The following is a 15,180-nucleotide window of genomic DNA, read 5'->3' on the forward strand; positions in this document are numbered from 1 at the left end:
AGCGGACGCAGAGCGTCCATTGAGGCATTCCCACGCAGAGCGTGGGAACGATCAGCAGACCCAGCGCTTGCCTCCCTGCGGCCATCTGTCGCATTAATTTGAATTAAAAGTCTGATTGTCATTTTTCCTGCTGTATCCTGCGCAGGCTTTGTAAAGCTGCGGAGCACCTGATCTATCAACAGACTTAGCGAGGAGCGCAACCATGCACGAGATTCCCAATCTCCCCTTCCCAAGCCTGCACGTACCTGAGCAGACGACCCCGCAACACGCCGGCGCTGAAAAGCCCGAGCCGCAAGAAGCCGCTGACAGCCGCAAAGCTGACAGCGAAGAGTAAGACCCGCCGTACAGACCGTGTGGAAAGCGCTAACATGCGCTTTCCACACTGCCTGAAACCCGAGCTCGCCATGACCGATGAATTCTCCGAAAGCCAAGCTGCCGTGCTGATCGGCGCCACCGAGAAAATGATCGAGATCTGGAATCGCCTCTCACCCGAGAAACAGGCCGCCCTGCTCGAGCGTTTCGGCAGCGAAGAAAACGCCCTCGCCGCCCTCGTCACCACGCAACTGGTCGCTCCGGCAAAATCCTGAAAACGCCACCCGGCAAATAGTTTTACTTTTCCCCGCCCGTGAGCGGTTCACGCCGGTATCATGAGCAGCCTATCTAATCTGCTGCTCCCGTGGATCGTTACCCATGTCGTCTATATCCGAGCCCCAGCGTCCGCTGGCGGTTACGCTGCAAGTAGTTTCCATCGTCCTCTTCACCTTCATCGGTTACCTGAACATCGGCATCCCGCTCGCCGTGTTGCCGGGCTATGTCCACAGTGACCTCGGTTTCGGTGCGGTGATCGCCGGGCTGGTGATCAGCGTGCAATACCTCGCCACCCTGCTCAGCCGCCCGTATGCCGGCAAGATCATCGACAACCAGGGCAGCAAACGCGCGGTGATGATCGGCCTCGCCGGCTGTGGCTTGAGCGGTGTGTTCATGCTGATTTCCGCGTGGACGCCGAACCTGCCGCTGCTGAGCCTGATCAGCCTGCTGATCGGCCGCCTGGTGTTGGGCAGCGCCGAGAGTCTGGTCGGTTCCGGCTCGATTGGCTGGGGCATCGGCAGGGTTGGCGCGGCGAATACAGCGAAAGTGATTTCCTGGAACGGCATCGCCAGTTACGGCGCCCTGGCGATCGGCGCGCCGTTCGGTGTCTGGCTGGTAAGCAGGCTGGGGCTGTGGAGCATGGGCGTGAGCATCATCCTTCTCGCCCTGCTCGGTCTGGCGCTGGCATGGCCGAAGACCGCCGCGCCGATCGTCGCCGGTGAACGCCTGCCGTTCATGCATGTGCTGGGCAAAGTCTTCCCCCACGGCTGCGGACTGGCGCTGGGCTCGATCGGTTTTGGCACCATCGCCACGTTCATTACCCTGTATTACGCGACCCAGCACTGGGACAACGCGGTGCTGTGCCTGAGCCTGTTCGGCGCCAGCTTCATCGGCGCGCGGCTGCTGTTCGGCAATCTGATCAACCGCCTCGGCGGCTTCCGCGTAGCGATTGCCTGCCTGTCGGTGGAAACGTTGGGTTTGTTGTTGCTGTGGATCGCACCGGATGCACATTGGGCATTGGCCGGTGCGGCGCTGAGCGGCTTTGGCTTCTCGCTGGTATTCCCGGCACTGGGCGTGGAAGCGGTGAATCTGGTGCCGGCCTCAAGCCGTGGCGCGGCGGTCGGTGCCTATTCACTGTTCATTGATTTGTCGCTGGGGATCACCGGGCCGCTGGCCGGGGCGATCGCAGCAGGATTCGGTTTTGCTTCGATCTTCCTGTTCGCCGCATTTGCAGCGTTGAGCGGCCTTGGCTTGAGTGTCTATCTGTACAAGCACACGGCGAAGTATCGCGAGGTTTAGAAGTCCACCTTGCCGCGCCCGGCCTTGATGCTGCCGCGCTTGGTTTTCGACTCCAGCCGACGCTTCTTCGAACCGAGGGTCGGCTTGGTCGGGCGGCGTTTCTTTTCGACTTTGGTGGCGCTGAGAATCAGCTCGACCAGCCGCTCCAGCGCATCGGCGCGGTTGGCTTCCTGGGTGCGATATTGCTGCGCCTTGATGATCAGCACGCCGTCGCTGGTGATACGACTGTCTCGCAGCGCCAGCAGGCGTTCCTTGTAGAACTCCGGCAATGACGAGTTGGGAATGTCGAAGCGCAAGTGCATGGCACTGGAGACCTTGTTGACGTTCTGTCCACCGGCGCCTTGCGCGCGGATGGCAGTCAATTCGATCTCGGCATCCGGAAGATGCACGTTGTTGGAAATCACCAGCATGGAAAAGCGTCCGTAATCAGAGGGTGCAGGATAACCTGATTCACTCAACCTCTGTGGGAGCGAGCCTGCTCGCGAAGGCGGTGTGTCAGTCGATGCAGATGTTTCTGATGGACCGCTTTCGCAAGCAGGCTCGCTCTCACAGGGTTCGGTGTGATGCCAGATTTTTCCATTTCAAAACAACAAACCCGGCACTCTGGCCGGGTTTGTCGTTTCTGCCTGCGAGGTTATTTCGCTGTTGCAGCCACCACCGCCTGCACACTGCGCTTGTTCTTGATCAGGTAGCAGACCCACATGAACACCACCCACACCGGAATCGCATACACCGAGATCTGAATCCCCGGGATCAGCAGCATCACGCTGAGGATGAACACCACGAACGCCAGGCAGACGAAGTTGCCGTACGGGTACCACAGCGCCTTGAACAATGGCGTCTGTTTGGTCTGGTTCATGTGCTGGCGGAACTTGAAGTGCGAGTAGCTGATCATCGCCCAGTTGATCACCAGCGTCGCAACCACCAGCGACATCAGCAGTTCCAGCGCGTGCTGCGGGATCAGGTAATTGAGCAACACGGCAACCAGCGTCACTGCCGCCGACGCCAGAATCGAACGCACCGGCACGCCGCGCTTGTCGATCTTCGCCAGACCTTTCGGCGCATCGCCCTGCTCGGCCATGCCCAGCAGCATGCGGCTGTTGCAGTAGGTGCCGCTGTTGTATACCGACAGCGCAGCGGTCAGCACGACGAAGTTGAGGATGTGCGCGGCGGTGTTGCTGCCGAGCATCGAGAACACTTGTACGAACGGGCTGCCGCTGTAGGAATCGCCCGACGCATTGAGAGTTTCCAGCAGGCTATCCCAAGGAGTCAGCGACAGCAGGATCACCAGTGCGCCAATGTAGAAAATCAGGATGCGGTAGATCACCTGATTGATCGCTTTCGGGATCACGGTTTTCGGCTTGTCCGCTTCAGCGGCGGTGAAACCGAGCATTTCCAGACCGCCGAAGGAGAACATGATGATCGCCATGGCCATCACCAGACCGCTCACCCCGTTGGGAAAGAAACCGCCGTGGGACCACAGGTTGCTCACCGACGCCTGCGGGCCGCCGTGGCCGCTGACCAGCAGGTAGCTGCCCAGCGCGATCATGCCAACGATGGCCACAACCTTAATGATCGCAAACCAGAATTCGGCTTCACCGAAGACTTTGACGTTGGCCAGGTTGATCGCGTTGATCAGCACGAAGAATGCAGCAGCGGAGACCCAGGTCGGGATGTCCGGCGCCCAGTAATGGATGTACTTGCCAACCGCCGTCAGCTCGGACATGCCCACCAGAATGTACAGAATCCAGCAGTTCCAGCCCGAGAGGAAACCGGCGAAACCGCCCCAGTATTTGTGCGCGAAATGACTGAAGGAACCGGCCACCGGCTCTTCGACGATCATTTCGCCGAGCTGGCGCATGATCATGAAGGCGATGAAGCCGCAGATGGCGTAGCCGAGGATCATCGACGGCCCGGCGGATTTCAGGACCCCGGCAGAACCGAGGAACAATCCGGTACCGATCGCGCCACCGAGGGCGATCAGTTGAATATGGCGATTTTTCAGGCCGCGTTTAAGCTCGCCTGATTGCGAGGGTTGTCCACTCATGAAAAAGGTCTCACGCAAGGTTTGATGATGTTCAGTAGACGTTGCTGCAAGGTTGCGATTTCAGGCAGCCCCGATCAAACCCCAGCGCAGGCACCAGGAGTTCAGCTCATTTACAACGGTCATGCGTCACCTGTTTGTTTTTATCTGTGACGAAATCGAACCCGGCACGCTTGTGGCGCGGCGGAGTGAACAAGGCGGATAGCCTCGAGATTTTTGCGATTACGCAGAGGGTCACAGTTAAAACGCGGCGCATTGTACACCGCTAACCCCCTGCTGCCAGACCCGCCTGATCAGCGTGTCGGTTGCCGGGATTGCATGTGTCCGCCTCGACAGTCTCGAGCGGCTGCAAAATGTGAGTCAGGCCTTTGCAGGCCATCGACGGGGACGAGGAGAAAACCGTCCCACGGGGAGAAGTGGAAATCAGTCGCGGCGTACATTGCGCCTCCTTCTTGTTATTCGCCTGCACGACAGGCATGGGGCGCATCACACCCTGCCTGAAGGCTGGAAACAAGCGCGCCAGAGCCCTGCGTGGCGCACGCTGCGTCGGCTTACGGAAGCTTTTCCTTACAACGGAGGGCGAGACGGGAAATCACCGGGTTGGCGGGCCAATATCGTCAGGTTTTCTTTACAACGCGTAACGAATATTTTCCGAATCAGAAATTTCTGTAGGACGTCTGCATATTGACGGTCGCTAGCTTGCTATCAATTTCGCCGACCTAGTTTTTTGTTTTCAAATAAGAAAATTCATCGCGAAAAACAGAATAAAAAGTCTATTTAAAAATTAAATGGATAAATTTTTGCATTCACAAAAACGCTCAACTAGGTTCTTCACGTCTCACCGGCCACCACGACCGGTCAGTCATAAACCGTGAAATTCTCTAGGAGATCGACCATGCAAGCACTGGAAAAAGACTTGGATACCGAACTGCAACTGGACGAATGGTTTGAAGCGCCAACCCATGAGGCCGCTGTGGAAATGATGCAAGCCGACGCGGTGGTTCCGTTCGGCACGGCGATGTGGCCTCTGTAAGACATCCCGGGCAGGCACGGTCCGGCCGGTCGTGCCTGCCGCTTCATTCCCCGGTCAGTCAGGGAGGATTCATGGACAAGCCCCGCGCCATCTCGCATTTCCTTTACTACCTCGAACATCACCCAGCCCTTGCCGGCCTCGACTCGGCGAAGGTCATGCTCGGCCATACCGCCGACTACGAAGCCCTGACCGGCGCCATTGCCGAACAGGCCGGCGAGCATCCGCGCTTTCAGTTCAGCGCCCGGCGCCTGGACCTGGAAAGTACCGCAACGCTGTCCGAGGCAATTGCCGACAGCGATCTGTACATTTTCTTCTACGACTCTTCCACCCTGCCCAACCCGCGCCCCGACGGCCCGGAATTCGTTCGTGCGCTGCAAGCGGTCATGGCGGAAAACTGGAAGAAGTCGCTGCTGTTCAAGGACTACGGCGACTATTTCTACGACACCTTCAGCATCACCCCGCAACGCATCGCCGGGCTCAACAGTCACCTGATCCAGCGCATGTCCCAGGCGACCACGCTGAGTTTCAAGGACGATCACGGCTCATGGTTCGAAACGCCGATGAGCAGCATCAAGAAGTGGACCGACATCAACGGCGTGGGCAATTTCGACTTGGCGCCGGGCGAAATCGCCACCCATAGCGAAGCCATCAATGGCCATGTGAAATTCAAGGGCACCTTCCTCAGCACCATCCCGTTCGCGCGCAAGTACGGCGTGCTGGAATCGCCGCTGGAATTGTGGATCGAGAACTCGACCATCAGCCGCATCGCCACCGACGTGCCGGGGCTGGAACATGATTTCAACAAGTACCTGGATGCCAACCCGTCGAACCGGCGAATTGAGGAGTTGGGGATTGGCACAAACGAAGGCGTGAAGGATCTGTATGCGCGCAATGCCGGGTTCGAGGAGCGGCACTGTGGGCTGCATCTCGGACTGGGCGGTGGCGCCAAGGGCAGTCATCACCTGGACCTGATCTTTTCTGGCGGGGTGTTGGCGCTGGATGACAAGCCGGTTTTCGATGGGCGATTTGTGTTTTAAGCGACTGGCCCCTTCGCGAGCAGGCTCGCTCCCACAGGGGATTTATGTAAGCCGCAGATGATCGTTCCCACGCTCCGCGTGGGAATGCAGCCCGGGACGCTCCGCGTCCCTTCCAAAGCCGAACGCGGAGCGTCCGTTGAGGCATTCCCACGCAGAGCGTGGGAACGATCGGTGTCAGCACAGACTTTCGTCCAGACAAAAAAACGCCAACCCTGAGGTTGGCGTTTTTGCTTCAGCTTGTAGCTTGTAGCTTGTAGCTTGTAGCTTGTAGCTTGCAGCTTGTAGCTTGCAGCTAGTAACTCACAGCTGCCTTATTCCGGTTTCTTGCGTCCAAAACCCGGACGCTGACCGGAACCGGCCGGTGCGCCGCGACGCTTGCCCGAGGGTTTGTCACCGTCGACCAGTTTAATCCCTGGACGCTTCGGCGCCGGTTTGGCCGGGCGCTTGTTGGTGGTATCGGCTGGACGATCCGCTACCGGCGTACCACGACCGGCTGGTGCACGACCTTCGCCACGCTCAGTGCGACCGTTGGCCGGACGCGGTGCGCGCTCGCCGTCACGGGCGACTGGCTTGCGACCTGGACGCTCGCCTTCGATCTGCGGCTCACGGCTCGGGCGCGGTGCGGTTGGTGCGCCAGCGGCTGGACGCAGGGTACGCACGCGCTCGGTCTTGGCCATCGGCCGCGACGATTTGCGCTGCATGCGTTCGAGCTTGTCCTTGCTCTTGGCGTTCAGCTGCGGCATTGCCACCGGGGTCAGGCCGACTTCGGCGCTGAGCACGTCGACTTCGTACTGGCTCATTTCGCGCCAGCGGCCCATCGGCAGGTCGGAGTTGAGGAACACCGGACCGAAACGCACACGCTTCAGACGGCTGACCACCAGACCCTGCGATTCCCACAGACGACGCACTTCACGGTTGCGCCCTTCCATGACCACGCAGTGGTACCAATGGTTGAAGCCTTCACCGCCCGGCGCCTGTTGAATGTCGGTGAAACGCGCCGGGCCGTCTTCCAGCACCACGCCGGCCTTGAGGCGTTCGATCATCTCGTCATCGACTTCACCGCGTACACGCACGGCGTACTCGCGGTCCATCTCGTAGGACGGGTGCATCAGACGGTTGGCCAGCTCACCGTCAGTGGTGAACATCAGCAGACCGGTGGTGTTGATGTCGAGACGGCCGATGTTGATCCAGCGGCCTTCTTTCGGACGCGGCAGCTTGTCGAACACGGTCGGACGGCCTTCCGGGTCGTCACGGGTGCAGATTTCGCCGTCGGGCTTGTTGTACATGATCACGCGGCGCACCGATTCGGCGGCCTCTTCGCGTTTGATCACCTTGCCATCGATGGTAATGGCGTCATGCATGTCGACGCGCAGTCCGAGGGTGGCGTCTTTGCCATTGACCTTGATCCGGCCCTGGCTGATCCAGGATTCCACGTCACGGCGCGAGCCGACGCCGATACGGGCGAGGACCTTCTGCAGCTTTTCGCCTGCTGGGCCGATTTCCTGGTCGTCTTTCTGATTGATGTCACTCATCTGGGCACCTCCCGGTGTGGTCTGTTCAGGCGGCGCCTGAAGTATTGAAAACTGGGTCCAGGCCGAAGGGATCGGCGAAGGGTCGCGAATCATACGCGGATGTGCGCCATCGCGCATCAGAGACTAGCTGATCGATTGCCGGTTATTTCTTTTTCCGCCGACCGGCACCACCGAGTTTGATCAGGCGCAGCGCGGCTTCGGCCAGCACGGTACGCTTGTCGTCCTTGTCGAGTTTCTTCCAGGCCTTGATCTCGCGCTTGCTGCGACCGCAACCCAAGCAGATGTCGTCGGAGAATTTGCAGAGGCTGATGCAGGGGTCTTTGGTTGAGCTCATCGCAATCTCCAGAACGACATTTCACCCTGTGGGAGCGAGCCTGCTCGCGAAGGCGCAGTGTCATTCAGTATTGATGTATCTGACACACCGCCTTCGCGAGCAGGCTCGCTCCCACAAGGGTCTTCACTGGTTTCTCAATAGGCGTCAGTCTTCGAACTCGCGCCGTTCGGCTTCAATCGCCTCAGCCAGTGCGCGGGCTTCGGCTTCTTCTTCGCTGAGTTCCGGTTCCGGCTGTTCGAGGGCGGCGACAGCGGCCAGGAGCTTCTCGCGGGCTTCGGCGACACCGAGAATGTCTTCTTCCGGTTCGGCGTCAGGCGCCGCTTCAAGTTCAACTTCAGCTTCAACAACCGGCTCGATGATCTCAGGCTCGGGCACCGGCGCTTCGCCATCCACCGCATCGCGCAGCAAATCGTCGAAATCGGTTTTGATGCCCTCTTCCATGCTGTCCAGCTCCAGCAGCAGGGAATGGAAACTGGTTTCTTCCTTCTCCTCCTCCGGCTCCGCGCTGGCGTCGGCCAGTTCCTGCAGACTCTGCGGCACCGGCGCGTCGTCGAAGTCGAGCACCGGTTCGGCTTCCATCTCGCGCAGTTCGGCCAGCGGCGGCAGGTCTTCGAGGTTTTTCAGGTTGAAGTGGTCGAGAAACGCCTTGGTCGTGGCGAACATCGCCGGTTTGCCCGGCACGTCGCGATAACCGACGACGCGGATCCACTCACGCTCGAGCAAGGTCTTGACGATGTTGCTGTTGACCGCCACGCCACGCACGTCTTCGATTTCGCCCCGGGTGATCGGCTGGCGATAGGCGATCAACGCGATGGTTTCCAGCAAGGCGCGGGAATAGCGCTGCGGGCGCTCTTCCCAGAGACGGCCGACCCACGGCGAGAACTTCTCGCGGATCTGCAAGCGATAGCCCGACGAGACTTCCTTGAGCTCGAAGGCACGGCCCTCGCAGGATTTGCCGAGCAGGGTCAGGGCTTTCTTGAAGACCGCCGGCTCCGGCCGCTCGCCTTCTTCAAACAGTTCATACAGGCGCTCAAGGGATTGCGGCTTTCCCGAGGCCAACAGAAAGGCTTCAAGCAGGGACGCCAGCTCGCGGGGTTCAGTCAGGTTCATACAGGGACTCGTTATTCGGCTCGGGCTCGCACGTGGATCGCGGCGAACGGCTCATTCTGCACCAGCTCGACCAAGGATTCCTTGACCAGTTCAAGGATCGCCATAAAAGTCACCACCACACCCAGGCGACCTTCTTCAGCGGTGAACAACTCGACAAACGGCACAAAACCGCCGCCCTTGAGCCGTTCCAGCACATCGCTCATGCGCTCGCGGGTGGACAGCGCTTCACGGCTGACCTGGTGGCTTTCGAACATGTCGCCACGGCGCAGCACCTCGGCCATGCACATCAGAATCTCTTCCAGCGCGACGTCGGGCAACAGCTTGCGCGCCCGCGCTTCCGGGGCGTCGAGCTTGGGCACGATCACATCGCGACCGACCCGGCTCAGACCATCAATACCTTCGGCAGCGGCCTTGAAGCGCTCGTATTCCTGCAAGCGGCGGATCAGTTCGGCGCGCGGGTCGTCTTCTTCATCTTCGACGGTTTCGGCGCGCGGCAGAAGCATGCGCGATTTGATCTCGGCGAGCATCGCCGCCATCACCAGATATTCGGCGGCCAGCTCCAGACGCACCGACTGCATCAACTCGACGTAGCCCATGTACTGGCGGGTGATTTCCGCCACCGGGATGTCGAGGATATTGATGTTCTGTTTGCGGATCAGATACAGCAGCAGGTCGAGCGGGCCTTCGAAGGCTTCAAGAAAGACTTCCAGCGCATCGGGCGGGATGTACAGGTCCAGCGGCATTTCCATGACCGCCTGACCATAGACCATTGCGAACGGCAGTTCCTGCTGGGCGCCGGCCTGGGGATCGACCACGGTTTCCACTGCGGACATTCAGGCCTCGACCATGAACGGCGTCGGATCGCCGCAACCAACGCGGACCACTTCCGGGTCGTCGCCGGTCAGGTCAATCACCGTTGAGGCCTTGATGCCGCCAAAACCGCCGTCGATGATCAGATCGACCTGATGCTCAAGCAACTGGCGCATTTCGTAGGGATCGCTGAGCGGGTCTTCATCGCCGGGCATGATCAGCGTCACGCTCATCAGCGGCTCGCCGAGTTCGGCCAGCAGCGCCAGCGCGATCGGATGGCTTGGCACGCGCAGGCCGATGGTGCGTTTTTTCGGATGCAGCAACAGGCGCGGCACTTCGCGGGTGGCGTTGAGAATAAAGGTGTAAGGGCCGGGTAGATGCGCCTTGAGAATGCGGAAGGTGCCGGTGTCGATCTTGGCGTAATTGCCCAGTTGCGACAGGTCGCTGCAGATCAGCGCGAAGTTGTGCTTTTCATCGAGCTGACGCAGACGTCGCACACGCTCGATGGCGGTCTTGTCGCCAATCTGGCAACCAATGGCGTAGGACGAGTCCGTGGGATAAATCACCACCCCGCCCTTGCGGATGATCTCGACCGCCTGTTTGATCAGGCGCGCTTGCGGGTTTTCCGGATGTATCTGGAAAAATTGACTCACATTCTCTACCTGTTCAGACGGCGGCAATATCTGTGTCATGTTTGAACCGACACCACAGGGGTGGAAGGTCCTCGGGAACCGGCCGGTACTGGCCGATCTCGGACCAGCCGCCAGGGCCATGGAAGTCACTGCCGGCGCTGACCAGCAGACCGAACTCACGGGCAAGGATCGCCAGGCTGCCCACCTGTTCTGCGGGCTGATGGCCATTGACCACCTCGATAGCATGCCCGCCTGCTTGAATATAGTCGGCAATCAGCTTTCGGCGCTTGCTACGGGTGAAATCGTAGTGCCATGGATGCGCCAGACTGACCCAGGCACCGGCGGCGCGCAGGGTGGCGACGGTGTCTTCCAGCGTCGGCCAGTGCAGCTTGACGTCGCCGAGCTTGCCGGCGCCGAGCCATTTGCGAAACGCCTCGGCGCGATCCTTTACATAACCTTCACGCACCATCCAGTCGGCGAAATGCGGCCGGGCCGGCGCGTTGCCGCTGTCGCCCAGTTCCTGCTGGATCTGCCGGGCGCCGTCGAGGGCACCGGGCATGCCCTTGAGGGCGAGCTTGCGGCTTATTTCTTCCGACCGCAGCCAGCGGCCATCGTGCAATTTGGCGATTGCTTCGACCAACGGCGCGGCGTTGACGTCGAAACCGTAGCCCAGCACGTGAATAGTCGCCCCGCCCCAGGTGCAGGACAATTCGACGCCGTTGACCAGTTGCATGCCCAACTCGGTGGCGGCAGTACGCGCCTCGGCGAGCCCCTCAAGGGTGTCGTGGTCGGTCAACGCCAGGACTCGCACGCCGTTTTCGAACGCTCGCGCAACCAGAACCGCAGGCGCCAGGGCGCCGTCGGAGGCCGTGCTGTGGCAGTGCAAATCAACATTCACGGGGAGTTGTAACCTCAAATCAGCTGGCGCTATCGCGCGCCCATATGTTTGTTATTATGCCGCCACATCCAGCTTCTGGCTCTCACTGTGAAACAATTCATCGATTTCATCCCGCTTCTGCTGTTCTTCATCGTTTACAAACTTGATCCACGGGTCGTCGACATTGCCGGCCAGCAAGTGACCGTAGGCGGTATCTACAGCGCCACGGCGATGCTGATCATCAGCTCGCTGGTGGTGTACGGCGCGCTGTTCATCAAGCAGCGCAAGCTGGAAAAGAGCCAATGGCTGACGCTGATCGCCTGCCTGGTATTCGGCAGCCTGACGCTGGCCTTCCACAGCGAAACCTTCCTGAAATGGAAAGCGCCGGTGGTCAACTGGCTGTTCGCTGCGGCGTTCATCGGTAGCCATTTCATCGGCGATCGCCTGCTGATCAAACGCATCATGGGCCACGCGCTGACCCTGCCAGACCCGGTCTGGACGCGCCTGAACATCGCCTGGATCGGCTTTTTCCTGTTCTGCGGCGCAGCCAACCTGTTCGTCGCCTTCACCTTCCAGAGCATCTGGGTCGACTTCAAGGTGTTCGGCAGCCTGGGCATGACCGTGCTGTTCCTGGTCGCACAGGGCGTTTACCTGTCGCGCCATCTGCATGACACCGATACCACAACGCCAAAAACCGAGGACTGACATGCTCTACGCCATCATTGCCACCGACGTTGCCAACTCGCTGGAAGCTCGCCTGGCCGCACGACCCGCTCATCTGGAACGCCTGCAAGCGCTCAAGGGCGAAGGCCGCATCGTGCTGGCCGGCCCGCACCCGGCCGTCGACAGCAATGATCCGGGCGCAGCGGGTTTCACCGGCAGCCTGATCGTCGCCGAGTTCGACTCCCTGAGCGCCGCACAGGCCTGGGCCGATGCCGATCCGTACATTGCCGCCGGCGTCTACGCCAATGTGATCGTCAAACCGTTCAAGCAAGTCCTGCCGTAACCGACCTGTTGGAACAGTGAGGGATTAATGTGGCGAGGGGATTTAGCGAAACGTCGCACCGCCCCGCTGGGTGGCGAAGCCGCCCCAAAACCCATCCAACGCGGTGTGTCTGACACACCGCATGCTCCCATTTCAGGACTGCTACGCAGCCCAACGGGGCGGTGCGACGTTTCGCTAAACCCCTCGCCACAGAATATTCATCAGCCACAAATTATTTGTCAGCCACCAACATCACCTCCTGCGCACTGAACCTTCTTGCTTCTCACCCATCTCAATCGCTCATTATTCTCGTTTGCCTGCCGACAACCTGCCCAATATCCATTTGGAAACAGGTGTCGCGATGCGCAAGGGTCCGTTGTGTCTGATGTTGCTCACGTTGTCGATCATGGCCCCCGCCCATGGTGAGGAAACCACCGAAAGCGGCAGCTCCACACCATTGTCATTGAGCGCCGGCAGCCAGATCACCGAGCTGCAACAGCGGCTCAAGGCCAGTGAGCAGCAGCGCGAAGAACTGAACAAACAACTGCAAAATGCCGACAACACTCGCGAAAGCGCCCAGCTCGCCCGGCTGCGCCAGGAGAACCAGCGTCTGAAGCTGCAACTCAAGGAAGCCCAGGCCAGCCCGCTGCCGCGTTTGCTGACCGATCAACAGCAGTGGTTCGTCACTGGCGCCGGGGTAGCGCTATTGGCGCTGCTCTGCGGTATCTTTGCCAGTGGTGCAAGCCGAAAACGTCGGCAATGGCTAAATTGAGTGAGTCATGAGCGAGCTGTTACTGATTGATGATGACCAGGAGTTGTGCGAACTCCTGAGTAGCTGGTTGAGCCAGGAAGGCTTCCAGGTGCGCGCCTGCCACGACGGCCAGAGCGCGCGCAAGGCGTTGGCCGAAACCGCCCCGGCGGCGGTGGTGCTGGACGTGATGCTGCCCGACGGCAGCGGTCTGGAACTGCTCAAGCAATTGCGCAACGACCACGCCGACCTGCCGGTGCTGATGCTGTCAGCGCGTGGCGAACCGCTGGACCGCATCCTCGGCCTCGAACTGGGCGCCGACGATTACCTGGCCAAACCCTGCGACCCCCGCGAACTGACCGCGCGCCTGCGCGCCGTGTTGCGGCGCAGCCATCCCGCCGCTGTGTCAACGCAACTTGAGCTGGGCGACCTGAGTTTCAGCCCGGTGCGCGGCGTGGTCAGCATCGACGAAAAAGAACTGACCCTGACCGTCTCCGAAAGCCGCCTGCTCGAAGCCCTCCTCAAGCAGCCCGGCGAGCCGCTGGACAAACAGGAACTGGCGCAACTGGCCCTCGGCCGCAAGCTGACCCTGTACGACCGCAGCCTCGACATGCACGTCAGCAACCTGCGCAAAAAAATCGGCCCCCACCCCGACGGCCGCCCGCGCATCGTCGCGCTGCGTAGCCGTGGTTACTACTACAGTCTATAAGACCTGCGCCGTGTAGAAGTGAGCCTGCTCGCGATGGCGGTGTGTCAGTCAACACATTCTTTTCTGGCACCGCCATCGCGAGCAGGCTCACTCCTACAGAGGGGTATCTGATCGTTTCCGCGCTCTGTAGGAAATGCAGCCATCGGTGGCTTTGCAGTGGTTAATCGGGCATCGAACGAATAATGTCGGCCAAATCGTCCTTGGTTATCTCGTTGGCCTTAATGGCAGCGGCAATGTCTTTTTTGGAAAGTGGGAAACGCTTGAAAATTTCTTGCAAAGTATTCGCATCAACATTTGCCAGCCAGAGCGGATCAATGAAAGAACCGCCGTACTCAGGCTTCATCGGTACTTCTTCGTGGGCAATCGTACCCTTATGATTGAGATACACCACATAACGATCATGCCCTTCAGGAAAGCTTTTATCGTGATATAGCGTAGTACCCTGCGGCAGCACGTAGTAATTTTCGTCGCCGTTTGGACCCTCGATCAGCAACGGTTCTTTAGTTTTGATCATCTTCTTATCGTGCCCCTGCGAACCATGATCAAAAATCAGGAATGCCAAAAAAATCGCATTGACCGATAAAGCTGCCATCAGCCATGGGCCGAGTTGCCTGGTAAACGTTTTATTAGTCATAGGGAAGCTCGGTATTCGCTTTGTTAAGGCACGCAGCCGTTGTTCTTTCGCTGAGCGACAATGTCGTATAAATGAGGATCACAGCCTGGGCCCGTGCATTATCCAAAAGATCGCAGCCTTCAGCACCTCCTGCACTGGATATGTGTAAGGCCGGGCACGAAGCGTCTTTACCGAAGCTTTACGCTGCGCTGACCGCCGCTGACCTTGATCTGCGTAATCTGCACTCATCCGGAACGTACCGGGAACGAGACAAGGAGATACACCATGCGCAAGACTCTTATCGCTCTGATGTTCGCTGCCGCTCTGCCAACCGTGGCCATGGCCATGCCGCAAGATGGCGGTCCGCTCGGTGGTCCACTGGATGGCCCGCGCCACGGCGGTCAGATGCACGGCGGCATGCACGGCAAAGGCCCGTACAGCCAGCTCGACCTGACCCGCGAACAGCGCGAGCAGATTCGCAAGATCATGGGCGAGCAGATGCACGAGCGTAAGCAGGTGGTCGACAAGTACCTGGAGAAACTCTCGCCGGCCGACCAGAAAGCCATGAAGGACGAGATAGCGGCCAACCACAAGAAAGCCGAGTCCGATGTCCGTGCACTGCTTAAGCCCGAGCAACAGAAGCAGTTCGACGAGATCCAGAAGAAACGCGCCGAACGCCGCGCCGAATGGGCCGAGTTCAAGGCCTGGAAAGCGCAGCAGGCACAAAAGGCGCAATAATGGCTTAACCCTGGGCCCGACGACTTACCTCGTCGGGCCTGTTCCATTCAAATCGAATGTGGGAGCGAGCCTGCTCGCGAAGGCGGTGTAT

Annotated in this window: 19 protein-coding genes; 10 read left to right on the forward strand and 9 right to left on the reverse strand. The window is 59.7% G+C overall.

What is annotated here, in order from left to right; genetic code table 11:
• The first annotated feature begins 202 nt into the window (after positions 1-202).
• The 3 genes from D8U71_RS28740 (at position 203) to D8U71_RS03710 (ending at position 1,887) form a co-directional block, all read left to right on the forward strand.
• Positions 203-334: a hypothetical protein gene (locus tag D8U71_RS28740; RefSeq protein WP_016771117.1), complete on the forward strand. Its 132-nt coding sequence runs from the start codon at positions 203-205 to the stop codon at positions 332-334.
• 70 nt (positions 335-404) lie between these two features.
• Positions 405-587: a hypothetical protein gene (locus D8U71_RS03705; RefSeq protein ID WP_039761215.1), complete on the forward strand. Its 183-nt coding sequence runs from the start codon at positions 405-407 to the stop codon at positions 585-587.
• Positions 588-699: 112 nt separating this feature from the next.
• Positions 700-1,887, forward strand: coding sequence for an MFS transporter (locus D8U71_RS03710; protein ID WP_041479047.1), 1,188 nt, complete (start codon positions 700-702; stop codon positions 1,885-1,887).
• On the opposite strand, the gene arfB is transcribed toward D8U71_RS03710, so the two are convergent.
• Positions 1,884-2,297, reverse strand: coding sequence for an alternative ribosome rescue aminoacyl-tRNA hydrolase ArfB (arfB, locus tag D8U71_RS03715; protein WP_016771119.1), 414 nt, complete (start codon positions 2,295-2,297; stop codon positions 1,884-1,886). The two genes, D8U71_RS03710 and arfB, sit on opposite strands and share 4 nt — an antisense overlap.
• A gap of 224 nt (positions 2,298-2,521) precedes the next feature.
• Entirely contained in the window at positions 2,522-3,934 is a 1,413-nt protein-coding gene (locus D8U71_RS03720) for an amino acid permease (RefSeq protein WP_123442870.1), read from the reverse strand.
• 892 nt (positions 3,935-4,826) lie between these two features.
• On the opposite strand from D8U71_RS03720, the gene D8U71_RS28320 reads away from it, so the two are divergent.
• Positions 4,827-4,964, forward strand: coding sequence for a hypothetical protein (locus D8U71_RS28320; protein WP_003222780.1), 138 nt, complete (start codon positions 4,827-4,829; stop codon positions 4,962-4,964).
• A gap of 71 nt (positions 4,965-5,035) precedes the next feature.
• Complete coding sequence (locus D8U71_RS03725; protein ID WP_130887181.1) at positions 5,036-6,001, forward strand: leucyl aminopeptidase; 966 nt, start codon at positions 5,036-5,038, stop codon at positions 5,999-6,001.
• 311 nt (positions 6,002-6,312) lie between these two features.
• On the opposite strand, the gene rluB is transcribed toward D8U71_RS03725, so the two are convergent.
• The 6 genes from rluB to D8U71_RS03755 all read right to left on the reverse strand — a co-directional run bounded on the left by rluB (position 6,313) and on the right by D8U71_RS03755 (position 11,317).
• Positions 6,313-7,533: a 23S rRNA pseudouridine(2605) synthase RluB gene (gene rluB, locus D8U71_RS03730; protein WP_024012076.1), complete on the reverse strand. Its 1,221-nt coding sequence runs from the start codon at positions 7,531-7,533 to the stop codon at positions 6,313-6,315.
• 142 nt (positions 7,534-7,675) lie between these two features.
• On the reverse strand, positions 7,676-7,867 hold the full coding sequence (locus tag D8U71_RS03735; RefSeq protein WP_016771121.1) for a DUF1289 domain-containing protein: 192 nt from the start codon (positions 7,865-7,867) through the stop codon (positions 7,676-7,678).
• A gap of 144 nt (positions 7,868-8,011) precedes the next feature.
• The gene (scpB, locus tag D8U71_RS03740) at positions 8,012-8,977 is read right to left on the reverse strand and encodes an SMC-Scp complex subunit ScpB (protein WP_130887182.1); all 966 of its coding nucleotides are present in this window, start codon (positions 8,975-8,977) and stop codon (positions 8,012-8,014) included.
• Between the two features lie 11 nt (positions 8,978-8,988).
• The gene (locus D8U71_RS03745) at positions 8,989-9,687 is read right to left on the reverse strand and encodes a ScpA family protein (protein ID WP_172828192.1); all 699 of its coding nucleotides are present in this window, start codon (positions 9,685-9,687) and stop codon (positions 8,989-8,991) included.
• 123 nt (positions 9,688-9,810) lie between these two features.
• Positions 9,811-10,440: an L-threonylcarbamoyladenylate synthase gene (locus D8U71_RS03750; RefSeq protein ID WP_016771124.1), complete on the reverse strand. Its 630-nt coding sequence runs from the start codon at positions 10,438-10,440 to the stop codon at positions 9,811-9,813.
• A gap of 13 nt (positions 10,441-10,453) precedes the next feature.
• Complete coding sequence (locus tag D8U71_RS03755) at positions 10,454-11,317, reverse strand: PHP domain-containing protein (protein ID WP_016771125.1); 864 nt, start codon at positions 11,315-11,317, stop codon at positions 10,454-10,456.
• 87 nt (positions 11,318-11,404) lie between these two features.
• Between D8U71_RS03755 and D8U71_RS03760 the strand changes: the two genes are divergently transcribed.
• The 4 genes from D8U71_RS03760 to D8U71_RS03775 all read left to right on the forward strand — a co-directional run bounded on the left by D8U71_RS03760 (position 11,405) and on the right by D8U71_RS03775 (position 13,738).
• Positions 11,405-12,001 carry a septation protein A gene (locus D8U71_RS03760; protein ID WP_016771126.1) on the forward strand — a complete coding sequence of 199 codons (597 nt, stop codon included), beginning with the start codon at positions 11,405-11,407 and terminating at the stop codon, positions 11,999-12,001.
• 1 nt (position 12,002) lies between these two features.
• On the forward strand, positions 12,003-12,302 hold the full coding sequence (locus D8U71_RS03765; RefSeq protein ID WP_016987935.1) for a YciI family protein: 300 nt from the start codon (positions 12,003-12,005) through the stop codon (positions 12,300-12,302).
• A 340-nt stretch (positions 12,303-12,642) separates the two neighbouring features.
• A complete protein-coding gene (locus tag D8U71_RS03770) occupies positions 12,643-13,053 on the forward strand; it encodes a translation initiation factor 2 (RefSeq protein WP_016771128.1) in 411 nt (136 codons plus the stop codon).
• Between the two features lie 7 nt (positions 13,054-13,060).
• Positions 13,061-13,738, forward strand: a complete 678-nt coding sequence (locus D8U71_RS03775; protein ID WP_016771129.1) for a response regulator transcription factor — start codon at positions 13,061-13,063, stop codon at positions 13,736-13,738.
• Between the two features lie 160 nt (positions 13,739-13,898).
• Here the strand turns inward: D8U71_RS03775 and D8U71_RS03780 are convergent, their stop codons facing one another.
• On the reverse strand, positions 13,899-14,372 hold the full coding sequence (locus tag D8U71_RS03780) for a hypothetical protein (protein ID WP_130887183.1): 474 nt from the start codon (positions 14,370-14,372) through the stop codon (positions 13,899-13,901).
• Positions 14,373-14,636: 264 nt separating this feature from the next.
• On the opposite strand from D8U71_RS03780, the gene D8U71_RS03785 reads away from it, so the two are divergent.
• The gene (locus tag D8U71_RS03785) at positions 14,637-15,089 is read left to right on the forward strand and encodes a Spy/CpxP family protein refolding chaperone (RefSeq protein ID WP_042607494.1); all 453 of its coding nucleotides are present in this window, start codon (positions 14,637-14,639) and stop codon (positions 15,087-15,089) included.
• Positions 15,090-15,180: the final 91 nt, after the last annotated feature.

The organism is Pseudomonas sp. Sample_21, assembly GCF_004307525.1.
Classification (GTDB): domain Bacteria; phylum Pseudomonadota; class Gammaproteobacteria; order Pseudomonadales; family Pseudomonadaceae; genus Aquipseudomonas; species Aquipseudomonas atacamensis.